This is a genomic window from Chryseobacterium jejuense, assembly GCF_900100075.1.
In the GTDB taxonomy this organism is placed as follows: Bacteria; Bacteroidota; Bacteroidia; order Flavobacteriales; family Weeksellaceae; genus Chryseobacterium; species Chryseobacterium jejuense.
This window is the reverse complement of record NZ_FNEG01000001.1, coordinates 1,074,499-1,092,857: the sequence shown is the minus strand read 5'-3', so window position 1 is coordinate 1,092,857 and position 18,359 is coordinate 1,074,499. Positions and strand designations below refer to the sequence as shown.

At 35.8% G+C, this 18,359-nt stretch carries 18 protein-coding genes; 6 read left to right on the top strand and 12 right to left on the bottom strand.

Annotation, left to right across the window (positions count from 1 at the left end; all coding sequences use genetic code 11):
- Nucleotides 1-5 precede the first annotated feature (5 nt).
- Nucleotides 6-854 (top strand): universal stress protein, encoded by an 849-nt coding sequence (locus BLS98_RS04925; RefSeq protein WP_089734109.1) that lies wholly within the window; start codon nt 6-8, stop codon nt 852-854.
- A gap of 245 nt (nt 855-1,099) precedes the next feature.
- Here BLS98_RS04925 and BLS98_RS04920 read toward each other — a convergent pair whose 3' ends face one another.
- From BLS98_RS04920 to srmL, 6 genes are all read right to left on the bottom strand, one after another.
- A complete protein-coding gene (locus BLS98_RS04920) occupies nt 1,100-1,948 on the bottom strand; it encodes a cupin domain-containing protein (RefSeq protein ID WP_089734107.1) in 849 nt (282 codons plus the stop codon).
- Nucleotides 1,949-1,973: 25 nt separating this feature from the next.
- Nucleotides 1,974-4,031, bottom strand: a complete 2,058-nt coding sequence (locus tag BLS98_RS04915; protein ID WP_089734106.1) for a hypothetical protein — start codon at nt 4,029-4,031, stop codon at nt 1,974-1,976.
- A gap of 258 nt (nt 4,032-4,289) precedes the next feature.
- Nucleotides 4,290-4,970, bottom strand: coding sequence for a MarR family winged helix-turn-helix transcriptional regulator (locus tag BLS98_RS04910; RefSeq protein ID WP_089734104.1), 681 nt, complete (start codon nt 4,968-4,970; stop codon nt 4,290-4,292).
- Nucleotides 4,971-5,034: 64 nt separating this feature from the next.
- Nucleotides 5,035-6,063 (bottom strand): ferrochelatase, encoded by a 1,029-nt coding sequence (gene hemH, locus BLS98_RS04905; RefSeq protein WP_089734102.1) that lies wholly within the window; start codon nt 6,061-6,063, stop codon nt 5,035-5,037.
- An 18-nt stretch (nt 6,064-6,081) separates the two neighbouring features.
- Nucleotides 6,082-7,365, bottom strand: coding sequence for a cryptochrome/photolyase family protein (locus tag BLS98_RS04900; protein WP_089734471.1), 1,284 nt, complete (start codon nt 7,363-7,365; stop codon nt 6,082-6,084).
- Between the two features lie 247 nt (nt 7,366-7,612).
- Nucleotides 7,613-8,647 carry a PheS-related mystery ligase SrmL gene (gene srmL / locus BLS98_RS04895; protein WP_089734100.1) on the bottom strand — a complete coding sequence of 345 codons (1,035 nt, stop codon included), beginning with the start codon at nt 8,645-8,647 and terminating at the stop codon, nt 7,613-7,615.
- Between the two features lie 392 nt (nt 8,648-9,039).
- Between srmL and BLS98_RS04890 the strand changes: the two genes are divergently transcribed.
- Entirely contained in the window at nt 9,040-9,273 is a 234-nt protein-coding gene (locus tag BLS98_RS04890; RefSeq protein WP_089734099.1) for a hypothetical protein, read from the top strand.
- 1 nt (nt 9,274) lies between these two features.
- Here BLS98_RS04890 and BLS98_RS04885 read toward each other — a convergent pair whose 3' ends face one another.
- Nucleotides 9,275-10,105 carry an AraC family transcriptional regulator gene (locus BLS98_RS04885; protein ID WP_181575080.1) on the bottom strand — a complete coding sequence of 277 codons (831 nt, stop codon included), beginning with the start codon at nt 10,103-10,105 and terminating at the stop codon, nt 9,275-9,277.
- An 85-nt stretch (nt 10,106-10,190) separates the two neighbouring features.
- On the opposite strand from BLS98_RS04885, the gene BLS98_RS04880 reads away from it, so the two are divergent.
- Entirely contained in the window at nt 10,191-11,153 is a 963-nt protein-coding gene (locus tag BLS98_RS04880; RefSeq protein ID WP_089734097.1) for an alpha/beta hydrolase, read from the top strand.
- A complete protein-coding gene (locus BLS98_RS04875; protein ID WP_089734095.1) occupies nt 11,150-11,731 on the top strand; it encodes an NAD(P)H-dependent oxidoreductase in 582 nt (193 codons plus the stop codon). Before BLS98_RS04880 ends, BLS98_RS04875 begins: the two co-directional genes overlap by 4 nt.
- A gap of 24 nt (nt 11,732-11,755) precedes the next feature.
- On the opposite strand, the gene BLS98_RS04870 is transcribed toward BLS98_RS04875, so the two are convergent.
- From BLS98_RS04870 to BLS98_RS04855, 4 genes are all read right to left on the bottom strand, one after another.
- A complete protein-coding gene (locus BLS98_RS04870) occupies nt 11,756-12,715 on the bottom strand; it encodes a hypothetical protein (RefSeq protein ID WP_089734093.1) in 960 nt (319 codons plus the stop codon).
- Nucleotides 12,716-12,943: 228 nt separating this feature from the next.
- Nucleotides 12,944-13,708 (bottom strand): hypothetical protein, encoded by a 765-nt coding sequence (locus BLS98_RS04865; RefSeq protein WP_089734091.1) that lies wholly within the window; start codon nt 13,706-13,708, stop codon nt 12,944-12,946.
- Nucleotides 13,705-14,199, bottom strand: a complete 495-nt coding sequence (locus BLS98_RS04860) for a MarR family winged helix-turn-helix transcriptional regulator (protein ID WP_089734466.1) — start codon at nt 14,197-14,199, stop codon at nt 13,705-13,707. Before BLS98_RS04860 ends, BLS98_RS04865 begins: the two co-directional genes overlap by 4 nt.
- Before the next feature lie 136 nt (nt 14,200-14,335).
- Nucleotides 14,336-15,181: an AraC family transcriptional regulator gene (locus tag BLS98_RS04855; protein WP_089734089.1), complete on the bottom strand. Its 846-nt coding sequence runs from the start codon at nt 15,179-15,181 to the stop codon at nt 14,336-14,338.
- Nucleotides 15,182-15,255: 74 nt separating this feature from the next.
- Here BLS98_RS04855 and BLS98_RS04850 point away from each other — a divergent pair, with 74 nt between their 5' ends.
- Nucleotides 15,256-16,635: an MFS transporter gene (locus BLS98_RS04850; RefSeq protein WP_089734088.1), complete on the top strand. Its 1,380-nt coding sequence runs from the start codon at nt 15,256-15,258 to the stop codon at nt 16,633-16,635.
- A gap of 36 nt (nt 16,636-16,671) precedes the next feature.
- On the top strand, nt 16,672-17,061 hold the full coding sequence (locus tag BLS98_RS04845) for a hypothetical protein (protein ID WP_089734086.1): 390 nt from the start codon (nt 16,672-16,674) through the stop codon (nt 17,059-17,061).
- Nucleotides 17,062-17,112: 51 nt separating this feature from the next.
- Here BLS98_RS04845 and BLS98_RS04840 read toward each other — a convergent pair whose 3' ends face one another.
- Nucleotides 17,113-18,273 (bottom strand): MFS transporter, encoded by a 1,161-nt coding sequence (locus tag BLS98_RS04840; RefSeq protein WP_089734084.1) that lies wholly within the window; start codon nt 18,271-18,273, stop codon nt 17,113-17,115.
- Between the last annotated feature and the right edge of the window lie 86 nt (nt 18,274-18,359).

The window sequence follows — 18,359 nt, the reverse complement described above, 5'->3', positions numbered from 1 at the left end:
GAAAAATGAGAACAATCCTTGTACCTATTGACTTTACCTCCACCACGGAAAATGCAGTAAAAGTCGCCGCTGAATGGGCAAAACACTATGAATACCAAAACATTATTCTTTTAAAGATTGCCGGTGAATCTGAATTTGATTACCTGCATATTGCAGAAGGTCATTCATTTGTGAATGAAGAAAATGTCAACAATTTGCTGAAAAGGACCGACCTTTTATTTGATCAGCTGAGTAAGATGATTACAGAAATTGCTCCTGAAGTTAAAGTTTCCAGGCTATTAAGTGACTGGGCACTTACCAGAAGTATCAATGAGGTTTTGAAAAATCAGCCTTCCATCGAAATGATTGTTCTGGGAAGTGATGATTCTACTTCTTCCAATGAAAGTTTTGTTTCCGATAATATTATCAGTATTGCAAGAACAAGCCCTGTTAAAACCTTAATTGTTCCCAATAGTTATCAATACAACAGCATTAACAATATTGTCATTCCGTGTGATATCAATGGGATTAAAAAGCTTGAAAGACTGTTTCACCATAAATCAATGATTCAGAAACTTGATGTACATCTGTCATTCCTGAATATCAATACTAAAGAGAAAAATGAGATCAACTCTGATAAAAAGAAAGAACTGGAAGACTATATTCAACAACATTTAACAGAGATTCCGAGCAGTATTCATTATTCCTATGACGAAAATGTGATCAATGGGATTTTGAGTTTTGCTACTTCAAACAATACCGATCTTATTATTGCTTTACCAGGCAGACACAGTTTCCTTTATTATATGGCGAGCAGAAGTATTTCTGAAGGACTTTATCAAAACACCAATTTACCGGTTTTGATTTTGAAATAAAACTGCCATCTTAATCCTTTTCAGTAAATTAATCCATTAACCATCAATAATATCTTTTACAAAAGGCTTTTGATAATAAATGTAAAAAAGAAATCCGTCTCACAAATAGTGAGAACGGACTCTTTTTTTATTTTTCGGCCTCCTTTCTTGAATTCAGAATTCACAAACCACATGAAGAAGTTCATAAGTTCCCTTCCAACAGGTTTCATGAGATCTCTTTTCAAAATGAGGTAAACGGTAACTGCTTAAGAAAGCTCATCAATTATAGAGATATACTCCGGAAACATTTGTTTCAAATGATCTAAAAAAGTTTTGCGTTCCTTGTCATCACTTGGCAAAGATGTACTGCAACCATCATAAAAACCAGGGGCTAAACTGCAACTGCTTAGATTAAAATCTTCATTTACGACTTTAGCACCAAACCATGTATTTTTAGGTACGATAACTTGTAGCTTTTCTCCATTATTGATATTCCGGCCTACCACCTTAACAGTAGCGGTCTTTTTCACCAAGTCGAAAATATAAATTTGTAATGGAGAGCCTTCATGAAAAAACCATTGTTCATCCATCGTAAGCTTATGCAGTTTTAACTTTGGAAGATTATCTATCAGAATAAAATTCAGGGAATAGGTACTATCTTTGTCAGCTTCATGAGTATGATCAATCCCAAAATAACCGACGTTATCTACCTTATTAAGTCCCAAATCTTTTATCCACTCTTTTTTAGTTTTTTGCAATGCAAAGTTTACAGTAGTACCCAAAATTTCAGACTCGTCTGTTGAACACCGCCACAACCCTTTTTGTGTAAGAATAGGCTGTTGAGATCCGTCTGGCAGCTCTATCAATTCACGATGATTCAGTAATGGGACACCAGACTTTCGTACTGCTTCATCATCCTTTACATGCTGAGCTCTATCATCAATTGTTCCTATAATATCAGAGACAGAGCTTCCCACTAATTTCGCAAAGTTTTCATTGCAAAATACAAATCTGGAATCAACATCTTTTACGCAGGTATAGACACCGTCCATATTTAATACAGGACCTAAATCCAGTCCAACTTCTACAAGGGTAGCTGTTTCGTTATTATCCATGGTGCTTAAAATTTAGATTGGTCAATTAAAGAAAGAAATTCATAAGACCAACTTCATTAGCATGTTGTTCTTTCCCACTAACACTTTTTTCTTTAGTATGAATAGACTTACGTACTTTTTTCGCAGCAATTCGTTTATCCGCTAATTGCAATGCCATTGCCGTCATGGTCAAAGTAGGATTCCAGGCACCGCTCTGCGCCCATAGTGAGGCTCCTGTTATAAATAAATTGGATACAGGAATATTTTCATATTCTTTTGTCTGTTGGTTTCCCATTTCCTTTTGAACTCTGTTTATCAGTTGATACTCTAAATTAACTACAGCATCAATCCCATTCTCATTTTCTATAGGTAGTGTAGAGCCTTCATGCACCATTGCTGGAACGTGTGGGTAAGGTGTACATTCAGCTTTCGACACCCATTGGTTTTGGTTTTTGTAGCGCTTTGCTAAATCGTCATCCGAATATATACCTGACAGAGACTCTTGATAATAGTTCAAATCGCTATACCAGTATTCAAGGTCACCAAATAAGTAATCAAGAATATCATAGGTTGCGTTACCCATATCGTCCCATGTTTTTTTATCCTTCTCACCCGGGTTACAGCGCAGTACACTTGCTGTTGTAGCATCATGATCATTATTAGCATGGAAATATGCATTTTTATTATGAATATCTAATTCGCCCAGAATTGCACATACTAATATCACATGGTTCTCCGAACCTGCCAATTGCTCCGGAGAAGCTGTAGATACAACATCCGGCATATAGCGCATGGCCAGCTCTTTATTCTTACTTGGGTTAGGGTCATGAATAATGGACAACTGAATATGAAACTGCTGACCATTTTTTGCAAAGAAAGGCAGGTAGATGGCACCCATCTGCAAATTGTCATTTTCTGAAATCGAATTTTTTCCTAAAAGCTTCAAAAATTTATCTTTCTCTACTCTGGCCGTTATTGCAGAAATCGTATGGGCTGTAAAATGCTGACCCGCCAATTCATGATTGAATGATTTCTGAATCAGTGTAGCAGGTGGCATAGCTCCGGTTGCTAATATCAATTCTGCATCGTTCAATGCAATTGTACCTCTCGTTGTTGATAATCCATACGCTTTATTATCTTCATTCAAAATCTCTTCTACCACACACTCTGTAAGAATATGCAACCTGTTTGGATACATATTATTGCGTTCTTTCCTTTTTTTCTCAACATCTGATTCTACATTTTTAGTATCAAATGCAGTACTGTCTACCAAATTTAAAATTGAAGTTGGGGTAGAGAACTTATTAAAATCAATCCCTTTATCCTCGCCATCACCACAAGCCAAAGATGCATATTCTACCTTCATAAGCTGGGCACCGGTGCGGTTTCTATCCTCCGAAGAATTAAATCCGTCTAATCCGCCACTAAATTTTTTGTAAATAGCTTCCTGCAATACACCATATTCCGGTAATTGTAGTTTGCCCAAATTGTCTTTCAAATCCGCCCCTTTTAATTCTTTTAAGTTATTCACAAAAGGCAAACTATTGGACTTATGAACATGCAATAATTTGATGGCTTCTTGAAAATAAGAAGGTGATTTATCATTTTTTTCTGTTAGAGAATTAAATAAAGCTAGAGACCATTTTTCAGCTTGATGTCGTTCGGGTTGCGGACACCAGGCACTCCACAAGAAACTTCTCCCACCAAAATAGGGCAACATACCATGCTGTGTTACACGATAAGGTGCCTTTTCAAGCATAGTAGATTGAGATAAACTCCAAGGGAAAGTTTCAGAGATAGGCCCAACCAGTTTCTTATAACTGGCTCCTAAATTCTGAAAATGTGTTGGCAATAAAAAGCCTCCCCGCTCAACCATCAAGATTGTGGCTTCTTTGTCTTTTTCCAAAATTCTTTTAGCGAAGGCATACCCACAGAAGCCTGAGCCAATAATGATATAATCGTAAGAATTATTTTCTTTTGCTTCTTTCCATTGACCCTCCGTTAAGAAATAAGCGTGATTCATGATATCCTGAATATCAGGTCGCTGAGGACCTGGGGTTGGATATCCATTACCTAGATTTTTTGATGATGCAAAATTTCCCATAGTTATTAGTGTATTTTTATGAATTATTATTGTGGGATAAAAATAATAAGTTCAAAATAATACCTATTCAGTATTTATACTTAATTTATGGTAGTAATATTTTAAATATAATTAATTATTAATGATAAATAACCACTTATAAACGATAAAACAAATATCCACATTCTCATTGTTGATTTATTTTCAAAAAAAATATCGCTAACTGAACACAGTTAGCGATTTATGTAGTAAAATTAATGTCTGCGAAAAGGTCTAATGCTATTGATCTTTAAACGGATACTCATCATTCACGGTATTGATTAGCTGCTCAGAAGGAATATTTCGTGAAAAAATAGGATAATGAAACTGATCCAGCTTATTAAGGATACGTATAAGTTCCATCTTTTCGCTGTGGCTGAGGTTTCCCGAAACAATAGTAGTCGCCTGGCGGATCTTATTCATTTGCTTTTCCAGAACCATCAGTCCTCTTTCTGAAATCTGGATCAATTTACTTCGTTTGTCTTCATCAGAATCCATCTGCTCAATAAGTCCCTGACGCAGCAATCTTGCAATAATGAGCATGCCTACTGGCTTATCCTGAATATTTTTCTTAATCAGGACCATCTTGGTCATCTCTCCAAAAGCTTTCAGATTAATTAAATAAATAAAGTCTTCCTGAGTAGAGAATTCAGAATCTGAGATGGCAGACTTTGAATAGGTTTTTGCATACCGGTTAAGATGAACAAGCAATGTACTTATTGCACTTTCCGGTGTTCTTCCATTCTCTTTGCCTTCCCAATAAGGCTCTTCAGAATGCTCTTCTTTCCCGGTATTCTCCTTATCCGAAATCCATGCTTTAAAGCCCTGAATCGTTCCCGGATACAGATCAGGACAAGTGCGGGTTTCCGTTTCAAAATCCTGCAGCAGGTTTATGCAGTCTTTAATAAGCGTATAATTCATTCGTTTCAAATAGTCTACAAAAATACCTAATTTCCTAAAGAATAATTACAATATATGCTCAAAACTATAGTAAATAGAATTGATTGAGCTGTTCTTGACACAGGGTTTTAATCACTTCAATCCAACGGTCTTCATCATTCAGGCAAGGAATATAGGTGAAATTTTCACCGCCTGCTTCTATAAACGTTTCTTTTCCTTCAACAGAAATTTCTTCCAGTGTTTCAAGACAATCTGAAACAAATGCCGGACAGACAATGGCAAGGTTTTTAATTCCTTTCCCCGGTATTGTTTCTAATGTATGATCTGTATAAGGTTCTATCCATTTATCTTTTCCTAATCTGGACTGAAAAGACACAATGACTTTATCTTTTGGTAATCCGAGCTTTTTTATCACCCGTTCCGTGGTATTAAAACACTGATGACGGTAACAAAACGAATGACTGGGATGAGTATCTTTGTGACAACAGTCATTCATATTACATGTCTTTGTTCGGTCTGTTTTATAAATATGCCGTTCAGGAACTCCATGATAAGAGAACAATAAGGCATCAAAATTTTCCGGAAGCTTCTCACGAATGCTTTCTGCAAGACAATCCGTATATAAGTCCCGATTATAAAAAGGCTGAATATAATTAATTCTTACATGAGGAAACTTCTTCTTTCTGATTTCTTCCGCTTTTTCAATAACCGTTTCTGTAGTACTCATTGCATATTGTGGATAAAGAGGAAACAATACAATTTCTGTAATTCCTTTTTCAACAAGTTTTCTAATGCCTGTTTCAATACTTGGTTCTGCATATCTCATCCCGATCTCAACGGGTATATCAACAATCTTCTGTAGCTTTTTCTGTATCTTTTTCGTTATAACAATAAGAGGTGATCCTTCGTCAGTCCATACCGTTTTATAAGCTTCTGCTGATTTTGCCGGCCTGGTTTTCAAAATAATTCCCTGAACCAAAAGTGCCCGAAAAATCCATCGGTAATCAATGACCTTTTCATCCATCAGGAATTCATCCAGATATTCTTTTACGTCTTCTACCGCCGTTGACCTTGGAGAACCAAGATTGATTAATAAAATTCCTTTTTTAGCCAATTTCCTTTATTTTATTTGTTATTCTGCCAATGCATCTTTATAAACTTTCAATGCTCGTTCTCTGGCTTTTGTATGTTCTACAATGGGTTCTTCGTTATAGTCTTCAGGAAGCCATTTCCTGATATACTGATTGTCTTTATCAAATTTTTTAGTCTGTTCATAGGGATTGAATATCCTGAAATAAGGCGCTGCATCACATCCACAGCCCGCAGCCCACTGCCAGTTCCCATTGTTAGCAGCCAGATCATAGTCTAAGAGTTTTTCAGCAAAATAAGCTTCTCCCCAACGCCAGTCGATGAGCAGATGTTTGGTAAGAAAGCTTGCTGTAATCATTCTTACCCTGTTGTGCATAAATCCGGTTGCATTCAGCGCTCTCATTCCGGCATCTACAATTGGGTATCCTGTTTTACCTTCGCACCAAGCCTTAAATTCATTTTCATCATTCCTCCATGAAATATTCTCATATTTCTTTTTAAAACAATGATGCACAACACTAGGATAATGATAGAGGATCTGCATGAAAAATTCTCTCCAGATAAGTTCATTAAGCCAGACTTCATTATGTTTAACCGCATATTGTACACATTTCCTGATGGAAATTGTTCCAAACCGGAGCGCAATCCCGAGATGACTAGTATGATCCATACCAGGAAAATCTCTATAGTCACCGTAAGAATCTATGACATCTCTATCCAATTTAGGCTCTATAAACTCAAGATCTGTTTTCTCAAATCCAATTTCTTTCAATGAAATAATTTCTGAAGCGCCGTCAACATTTGCAAAGTGATCCCAATTTGGAGTAACTGGTTCTATATTGTGCAAATTTTCCTTCCATTTCTTTGAGTATGGGGTAAAAACGGTATATGGAGAAAGGTCATTTTTCAGGATATTATTTTTTTCAAAGATGACCTGATCTTTAAAATTTCTAAATTGAATATGATATTTTGACAATAGATCAGCTATCTGACGATCCCTTTGTATGGCTTGTGGCTCATAATCTCTATTGCAAAAGACAGCATCAATCGTAAAATCTTCTGCTATTTTTTTAAAAACTTCCATTGGTGTACCATGATAAACATGAAGTCCGCTGTTCCGTTTCTTCAAATCGCTATGAATACGTTGTAAAGCCTGATGAATATAATCTACTCTTCTGTCGAGCTTATCCTGAAGTTGATTCAGGATCTCTGTATCAAAAATAAAAATCGGAATCACCTTTAATCCAGCGTTAAGTGCATGATGAAGCCCTACATTATCTTCCAGCCTAAGATCTCTTCTGAACCAAAAAATGTTCACTCTATTCATAGCTTCTTTTTTTTTAAATAAATATTCGTTAATCAAAATGAAATACAAATATACCATTTAAAACAAGATAAAGAATATTAATGAACTATTTTCAAGATAAAATAAGAAAATTAGCTTTCGCAAGATTTAAAATTAGAATATAAATAAACTAAAAACCCAAATACAACAACACCCAATCCTATGAAAGATTGGGTGTTGTACATTGCCATAGAAAAGACCTCTTACATCTTAGAATTGGTCTCTATTGCTACCTTAAGACAATATCAAAATGAACAGACAGCGCTGTTCTCAGACGCTCCTGAATGATATTGATTTCCTCATTGTTCAAGGTTCGTTCGTTCGAACGGTAGGTAATTCTGTAAGATAGAGAGGTCATATTGTCTTTGGTAAATTTATCCTGCAAACGGACATCTTCAATCAGATCATCTCCTTCTTCCCTTGCAATCTCACAAAAGTTGTTATAATCTGACCAGATTTTCTCAAAATTTTCCTTATACTCATTTACCCAGAATGATATATCCTTATAAACAGGAGGATACTTTGAATATTCCTGGAATTCTGTCAATCCATTTTTAAATTGGGAAATAAAACGGGGATCATGGGTCCACAAATACCGGATATCAGGTATATTGCAATAAGAAAGCAGCAGACGATCCAGCCCCAGACCAAATGCCCAACCTGTTCCATCTATCTTACAATTCTGAAGAATTTTGGAGTGAATGACTCCTGCTCCAAGAACTTCCATCCATTCGCCATTCTGATTCACTTCTATTTGCAGTGACGGCTCTGTAAAGGGGAAATGATCATCCAGAAATCTATATTCTTTTCCAGGATACAGATATTGGATCAATTTCTCCAGAGTAAGCTTTAAATCTGCTAGTGCATCTGTACCTTTGGGCATAATTTTAACGCCTTCCATTTGATGAAAGACCGGATAATGTGTCTTATCTATGGTATCTTTTCGATAGACATCCCCTGTTACAATAAATTGTCTGCTGCCGGCACGCAGCATTGTATTCTGATGTGCAGACGTCTGGGTTCTCAATACACTATTGTCATCAATATAATAGGTGTCATTGGTAGATCTTGCCGGATGGTCCAAAGGAATCAACAGATCATCAAAATTATCCCGGATACTTACTACTTCATTTAAGTTATCGAATACGGCAAAGTCTTTGAAGAAAAGCTGTATCTTTTGTTTTAGTTGGCTAATAGGATGTTTTGGATCATTATGCAGTTTCCTTTCTCGTTTTTCATGTATGGTTTTTGATATATTATTCATATCGAAAATAATGGTATAGTATCTGCGATATTTTTTCGCAGATGTATGTTTTAAAGAATATATAAAAGTCTAATTTTGATTTGAATATCCGTACGCAACGGATATATAGAATTATTTCGGCCCTTGGGGGCCAAAAAAGAAGAAGAAAAATAATATGTTGATTCTAGAAATCATCCTTACTACGAAGTTAGTAAAAAAAATTAGTAAATCCTAAAACAAAAGTCATAGCAGAAAAAAAATGATTTACAATGATATTCCAATCTCAATATAGAGCAGGATATCACTTAGAATGAATCATTTATAAATACAAACTCCAGAATCGTTCATAAATATGCCAAACTTACAGCAAGTTTTCCGACATTTGCCTACAATTAAATGTATTGACCGTACTCATGGAAGAATTTGAACTCCCCGTAACCTATAAAGGAAAAGATGAGCTTTTCAATGTAAAACTGGCAACATTTACCCATGGTTATAAATTCTATGTAGATGTAAATGGCCACGAAGTTGTTTTTGAGCGGGATGATTCGGGCAATATGCGGGCACTTGTACAGGATACCTCATCAGAATCTAAAGTAGATAAAGGGCTTATTGAAGCCATTATGGAGGTATTTAATGCGCTTTAATCTACGCTGATTCCAGTCTATAAGCTCTAAGGCTTTTCCCTTTATGCCTTTTGAAAAACTTATTGATATGGCTTTCATCTGCAAACCCAAACTCATCGGCTATTTCATGAACTCTTTTATCACTGAAACGTAACCGATGTTCTATCAAACGGATTTTGTAAGAAGAAATGTATTGCTGGATTGATTCATTGCACTGTTTACGGAAATAACTACCAAGGTATGTTGGAGATAACCCGAACTCATTAGCAATAGCTTCTACTTTCAGAAGTTTAGGCAGGCGTATATTTTCCTGAATATAATCCAGAATCTGAAGAATACGCACATCTGTATTGGATGAAATATTCTTTGGTTTGATAACCGCTATATTCCTTGCTGCAATCACAATGATAGCATTTACCAGATGGCGGGTAAGATCTTCATTATATATTGACTCATGTTCTATGGCCTGCTGTAGATTCTGGATGAGCAGACTCATCATTTTTTGATCCTCATTATTCACTAGTACCGAGCCTGACAAATGGGAGGCATAATATAGAAGGCATTCGATATGATCAATACTTTTCCATTGGTATTCTTTGATATAATTTTCTCCAAAACGAATCACCATAAATTCACAGATCCCATTCAGATCAAATCCATGATAATCATTAGGAGTAATTAAAAACAGATCTCCGGCAGTATATGCAATTTTATTCTCGTTAACGATATGATCTCCAATTCCCGAAATCACATACACCAGTTCAAAAAAGTTGAACTGCCTGTCCTTTAACGGACATTGATCTATCTTTTCATAAAAAACTTCAAGCGATTGGTATATATTTTCTCTTGCCATACTACAAAGGTACCTAAATAAGCTTTAAATATACCTGTTTTCGACTATTTTATCAGTCTATTTTTGCGATATAAAATTGATTGTAATGCAGAAAAAAATAGATACTGAGCTTTTAAAAGCCATTATTGACAGTCCATTTAACGAAATTGACTATGAATATTTATTGGCTCATCATCCGGCAAAAATCCGGGAAGAGGAAATGAATGTAATGACAAAGGAAGAATCACTGTATGTTCCTTCATCTCTTTCTGTAGAGAATATCCGTATTCCTTCTTCTGAACCACAAAGAAACATCAGGCTGAGAGTGTATAGACCAAAAGGAAAGAAAAACCTACCAATACTACTCTATTTCCATGGTGGAGCTTTTATTTACGGAACTCCGGAGCAATATGATTTTATCTTTTTTAGATTGGCATTGGATATTGATATTGATGCAGTTATAGTCTCTGTAGATTACCGGTTAGCTCCCGAACACCCTTTCCCAGCTGCAATGAAAGATGGTTATGATGCTTTATTGTGGTTATCTGAATCTGCCGACCACATTGGAGGAAATAAAAATAGGATAATGATTGGCGGAAGCAGTGCCGGAGCTACTATTGCAACTTCATTAACCCATTATGCAAGAGATAAAAAAGAGATAAGCATCCAGCATCAATATCTATTGTATCCTCCAACGGATCATTTATTGGAAACCTCATCTATGAATGAATTGGCCAATGCTCCCATGCAGACTAAAAAGGCTGCGAAATGGATGTGGAAACATTATTTACAACATTCAATGATTCATCCTCCTCAGTATTCTGTTCCGCTACAGGAGAAAAATTTTAAAAATCTTCCGGATGCTACTATCATTGTATGTGAATTAGATCCGTTAAAAGACGAAGGAAAGGAGTACGCTAAAAAACTACAGAATGCGGGAGTTTCAGTTACTTTATTGGAAATTGAAGGTGCTGTACATGCTTTTGATTTCTTTCCCTGCCAACTCTCTGAAACTTTTTACCAACAACAGGTCAAATTATTTAACCCTATTTTAACTCAGAAATCATGAAAAAAATTGTCGTTATCAACGGACATCCGGATCAGGAAAGTTTTAACGCTGTTATTGCAGAATCTTATATTAACTCTGCAAAGGCTTCCGGTGCTGAGGTACGTTATATTGCTATTGGACAACTGAACTTTAATCCTAATCTGCAATTTGGCTACCGTCAAAGAATGGAACTTGAACCCGATCTTGTAAAAGCTCTTGACGATATACAATGGAGTGACCATCAGGTGTGGATACACCCTGTTTGGTGGCTGGGTATGCCTGCTATCATGAAAGGATTCTTTGACAGAGCGTTTCTCCCCGGAATTACTTTCAAAAGTGATAAAAAAGGAAACAGCGAAGGGCTTTTGAATGCAAAATCAGCAAGAATTATTACTACAGCAGGCGACTTATCTCTTAAGCTTTATGAAGATGAATATCAATCCAGTGGGCTTATTCAGCTCAAGAAAGGTATTTTAGAATACTGTGGGGTTTCTTCTATTGAGAACCATTTTATAGGACCGCTCTATGAATTAACCGAAAAGGAACGAAAAGAATGGCTGGACACCATCACAGGATTGGCCATCACCGATTCTTTGTAAAATTTCAGGTTACTATATATTGTTTTAATATACTTCCAGATCCTTAGTACCTTTGGGACGATAGAGATAAAGGGTAATATAAGTTGTCGTTATATTATCCTTACCTTTTCTTTTGAAGCCACCCCAAAGGGATGATTTTTCATTATTAATCTGCTGCAGACATACAATTTTACCATCTGCATAAAAGGTCATCTTATAATCTTCGATGGGTTTCAGATCAAAGAATGTAATATCAGTATTGGTTCTGAATACATAATCATTGTTCCATCTGGACTTTATTTCATCCGGAAGTAAACTCAATTGTTTGGCTACTCTTTTTTCTCTGTTATAGTAAATAGCTGCTAGTGCACTCCAGGAGCCCTTCATATAAATATCTCTTACTTTATCATATTTAGCCAATACCTGCTGTTCAAGAAGCTGGAGTTTATCTTTATCATCAGTGAGCAAGAATTCAGCATTGTCAAGAGTTTCTATGTGGTAGGGAACATCAGCAAAGAAAGTGAAGGTATCTTCAAATCTATCATCATTCACCTGCTTTTTTTTAGAAGTTGAATACTTCCTTACCTCATCTTCTTCAGAGCCTCCAGTCTTATTGAACACTGATTTTACAATCTTTATCTGTAATTCTGAGTTAGGAGCAAGTTCGGTGTGTAAAGTATTCTTCTCCTGATTAAAACCAGGAGTCATTTTAATACTGATTTTTTGATTTCCTTTTTTAGTAATCCATTCATTCAATGGAAAATAAGAACCTGCCAAACCACTGCCGGAGCTATCAATATGTTTTATAACAGGAATATCATTAATTAAGACTTCAAAAGAACAGTTGCTGGTAGAGATATAAGCCCCATAACGAGGTTCATTCTCAAAATACCTGATCTCCTGAGCAGTTACAAGAATATTTTGATGAGATACAACAGGTTCGGTCTTCTTCTCCGCATGAACCGATAAAGACAATATCAAACCTAATAAAATATATTTTTTCATAATTTTCGGATCTCATCTATAATTTTTCAATGAGATTTTTCATGATAATTAGTTTACTCTTAAATCTCAGGAATAATCATTTTCCTGATCTGATAAAAATAAGATATTTTATATTATTCTAATGGGTTACAATATACTTTTACTTTAAGTGGAAATAAAATATGTTTTAAAATATATAACGGAGACCTTTTCGGGATCTTCTTTTCTTATCAAACTATTCTACGATGATTATTGAAACACTACATAATTAACTTTATCTACTCCGGTATTCCCTGTTTTCTCATGATAAGCATACAAAGTAAGTTCATAATTTCCTGGAGTATTAATGATATGATTTCCTTCAAATAAATTGGTGGACACCCATGACATATCAATATTTTTAACGAATTTTCCGTCTTTCTTCAAAATTCCTTTCACTTCAATCTCATCAGAATTCCAGACACCGCCTTTCTCAATCACACAACCGCACATCATTACAATGTTCGCCTGAAACAAAAATGGTTTATCCTTAATGGTGTTCAATGCAATATATTGATGGGTTCTTGGTTTCAAAATATCAATAATATATCCTGGAATTTCAAGGATGATGCCTTCTCCTAAAATATTTTTCCCGGGAATCAGCCATAACTCAGTACTTACCACAGCTTGTGCCTGTCTGCTGTTCAAGGGAGATATCACTTCTATTGTCACAAATGTAGGTTCTTCAATGTCAACCGTTGCTACAAACCCACCTGTTTGATCGTCAGTAATTGAATTTCCTCTCACTTTAGGAGTTTTCATAATCAGGTCAGTGTTCCCGGTACTTCCGGTTGTATTTCCTTCTGCTAAAATCTTTTGATTCAGTTTATTTCGGACAATGATGTGAGCACCACCCAATGAACTTCCAATAAATTTAGCATCCTTTGCTTTTGCTCTTATCATCACTTTGGTTTCAGTAGCAGAAATCACAAGGTTAGAGAAAATTAGCGCGATAAAAAGAAGAAGTGTTTTCATGATTGTATTGATTTTAAGTATTCTTTTTTGAAACGATGATGGAAAGACTCGTCTTTCAGTTCCTGATCTATTGCATCCAGGTAGGAAAAAACAGATAAATCCTCTGACAGTAATTTTAAAATAGCGTTTTCGCAACTGTCCCAAACCTGTTCTAACTGGGGAAGCATTTCAATAGCTTTTGGAGATAGAGAAATCATCTGTTTACGCTTATCTTCATGATCTTTCTTTATCATCAGATATCCTTTTTCTGTCATTTTCTTTACAATAACCACTACAGACGGATGAGAATATCCCAAGGGTTCTGCAATATCCGTAATGGAGATCTCCCCTCTTTTTTGAAGCAGCATAAATACCAGATACCAATTAGGTTCTACATCAATTCCGAACTCCTTGTAAAACTTTCTAACATCATGAGCCATCCGATCACTGATCCTTTTCAATCTGCTATCCAATGCTTTATATCCCAAGTCTTTAATAAAGTCAAAATCCATTTTAAAAATCTTTGATGTAAATATATAAAAATACATAGTCAACTATATAGTTTACTATGTTAATTTTCAAAATAACCTTAAAATATAATAAATCAACAGCTTACATCGCCAAAGAAATAGATCTAAGCAGTACTTTCTACTTATTTTTTTTTCTGTACTCACCGGGAGTTATCCCTCTGTATTTTTTAAAGAGTTTAGAAAGATGGCTCTCATCACTGAACTGTAATTCATAGGCAATCTCACTAAGCCTTGCACTGCTGTACTTCAGATAGGTTTCTACCAATTTAAGCCGATAATCCAGTAAATAATCCTGATAAGAAACTCCGGTCTGCTGTTTAAAATATTCTCCGAAATAATTTCCGGAAATCCCAAAATGATCTGCAATAGCCTGAATTCCGGTTTTTTCCCTGTCTTTTATATATTTTTGAATATAAGTGATGATCTTCATAATAGAAAAAGCTTTTTTATTCTCCTGTAGGTCTGAAGTCTCACTTTGAATGATATTTCTGGCAATAAGATTAAGCAGAATTGAAATACAGTTACGGATGATAAGATAATCTTCTGCCCTATTCCTGAATTCATTGGCAATCTGAAGAATAAGAGTCTTTGCAAAATCTTCATCATTTTTATTCCTAAAAACACATCCGGCACGGGCATGATAGTTATTACTGATGTATTGCAGTTTGTATAGGTTCTCGCAACTTTCAATGCGGTCTGCTTCCAGACGGATTTTATCAATAAACTCAATAGGACATTCTATGCTAATAAGATCTGCATTCTCACTTTCAAAACGATAAGATTCTTGCTGTGGAATAATAAAAAGTTTACCCTCTGTAAAATCAATAGAACGTTCATCATACAGGAGTTTTCCTTTACCCTTTACGATATAGATAAATGAAAGAAAAGTTGTCGTTTTAAAAACAGTTTCTCCTTTAAGCTTTATTTCTTTTACGTTAATTCCTTCAAGATGGAGTCCTTTCATGAGTGTACACTATATTTTCCTCCAAAAGTACAATTTTACCATAACAAAAGGAGGCTATTTTTGCATAAAAAAGTATGAATACTTATCCGAAACGATGGCAGGCACTCAATTTTCTGATTGCCGGAGCCTTTCTTTCACCGCTGGATTATTTTATTGTGAATATGGCCTTGCCTTCCATCAAAAATGCATTCAAAGCCAGTGACCACCAACTGCAGATGGTGATTGCTATTTACGGACTCACCTATGGAGCCTTAGTTGTCTGTGGTGGACGGCTGGGAGATCTCTATGGACGCAAGAAAATTTTCACCCTGGGATTATATACCTTTTTATTGTCTTCTCTGGCTTGCGCTTTTTCCCCTACTGTAACGTGGCTTATCATCGCAAGATTATTTCAGGGAGTTGGCGCTTCATTGCTTGCACCTCAGGTTTTAGCTTCCATAAAAGTTCTGTTCAGCAGCCAGGAGCAACCCAAGGCAGTAAGTCTCTTTAGTTCGGTATTTGGGTTGGCTTCTGTGATTGGGCAATTACTTGGAGGCTTGCTTCTCAGTATGCATTGGAATGGTTTTTCCTGGGAAATGGTATTTCTTGTGAATGTTCCTATCACCATAGTTTGTATTACTGGGATTCATTTCACTATGGACAATAACCACAAGGAATCTAATTCAGGAATTGACTTTAAAGGTTCATTGTTGCTGATTCTTGCACTGCTGATGTTGATATGTCCTCTTATTTTCGGACAGAAATACCAATGGGCCTGGTGGATATTCGCTGTTACGATATCAGGAATATCATTATTGATTGTTTTTATCAGATATGAAATATATCTACTTAAAAATAATCGTCCAATCCTTATAGATCCTACATTGCTTCAGCATAAGCCTTTTGCATTGAGTCTTTTGATTCTCTTTTTTTACAATTTCACCTCAGGCTTGTTTATTTGTTATCCTTATTATCTGCAGGAATTTCTGCATCAGGATTCCATGCAGACAGGATTAGCCATTGTACCATATGGAGTTGCCTTTTTCCTAGGCCCATTAATGGTATCCAAAATAAAACTTCCCACCTATAAAATGATCTATATTGGTCTGGGACTATTAATGAGCGGGTTTATTTTTAGTGCATTGTGTTTTTATTTCCAACAAAAACCTTCTTTCATCACTCATATTACACTATTTATAGCAGGATTAGGCCATGGAACAATTATGCCTGTAATGATGCGGACTGCCATTACTTTTACCACCAAAGAAAAAGCAGGACAGGCTTCAGGTCTGGTAAGTATCGGAATGCAGGTAGGCGGTGTAATGGGTGGAGCTATAATAGGAACCTTGTTTTTCAACATGATTAATGTTCTGGACTTTCCAAAAGCTTTTGCATTATCCCTATTGATGATCGGAGCTATTCAGATCATAGGCCTATTCGTAAATGGCAGGCTGCGCAAATATATTAATGCTTAATTTCTATCAACAAAAAAATAATATAATTTTAAATCTATGAATAACAAAGAAAAAATTAGTGTAGAATTAAAAGACTTCTGTGAAAATATTGAAAAATGGTTTCAGGGGAATGAACAGGATCAGGAGGCTTTATTCAGAAAAATTATTTCCGGATTCTCTCCTGACTTCAAAATGATTAATGGAGACGGAAATACAGCTACCTTATCCATGTTTTCAGACTGGCTTCCTACTGTTTTTGGAAAATTTCCTGATCGTAGTGTCCAGATTGAAAATATAAAGGTTCACTGCTCTGAGCATCATGGCTTGGCTACCTATACTGAAATTCAGACTACGGAGGGAATAGCTAACTGGAGGACAGCATCAGCGGTTTTCCTTTTCAATGAAGAAAAGGCCTTGTGGTTCCATCTTATAGAGAATTGGATATAAAAATAAACGGTTTGTTTTCCCAAACAAACCGTTTTATCTTTTCCTAACAGATTAATTTTTATTTCGGAATATATCCATCTTTCCGGCCATAATGCTCAATAAGATCCCAAAGCAGGCAAAAAGCCCGAAAGAATACCTTAAATCAAAACCTTCTGCAATATATCCAATTAACGGCGGTCCTATCAGAAAGCCTAAAAATGAAATGCTGGATACAAATGATAGCGCAATACTTGGTGCAACCGTATTTACTTTACCAATGGTGCTGTACACTGATGGTACACTTAAAGAAGCTCCAAGCCCGATAATCATAAAGGCAATGATGCAAATCCATAGTTCCGGAAGAAAAACACTAAGGAACAGCCCCATACTCATTAGAATTCCACAAAACTGCAATACCATTCTTTTCCCCAACTTTTCAATGATCCTGTTTCCCACGAACCTTCCTAAAGTCATCATTAAGATAAAGCTTGTATATCCCAATATAATAAGATTTTGTGGTGCTTTTACGATGGTTTGAAAATAAACACCACTCCAGTCAAACATCGCTCCTTCAATGGCCATACTTAGAAAGCCAATGATTCCCAATCCAACTAATGTAGGATTTACAGATTTAAAAATAGACTGTGTTTGCGGTTCAGCTTTATGAATACTATTAGTGAGATTATTCTTACTGTACAGCCAGATTAAAGAAACCAAAATAAACGTAAGCACAAAATGATGAAATGTTTCTATATGCAGATTAATAGCAAGCAATCCCAATAATGCTCCTACCAATCCGGCAAAACACCAGGCTCCATGATAAGAAGATAATAGCGTTCTTTTGGTGACGGATTCTATTTCAATAGCTTGTGTATTGATTGCTATATTGCACAAATTCCCCGTAACACCAAAGAAAAACAGAACAGCGGCCAACATCCAGTAAGAAGGAGAAAGCCCAATCAGCAAAAGAAAAAGCGGATACAATAAAAAACAGCTTTTAATCATCCTGCTGCTTCCATATTTGCTGATTAACTTCCCTGATAACATCATCGTAGAAAGCTGACCTATCGGCATTAGAAGCAAAAGAGTCCCAAGCTGTGCCTCATTAATAGAAAGAGCGTCTTTAATAATGGGAATCCGGCTGGCCCATGACGAGAAAACAAGTCCGTGGGCAAAGAAAAGTAAAAAACAGGCGGTAGGCATTTTCGAATTCAATGATTCTCTCTCTTGCATGGTAACAGGGTTTGATTAAAATTTCCGTTGGCGAAGTTAGTAACACTCAGCCAATAAAATACATTCCATTTTTGATATTTTATATT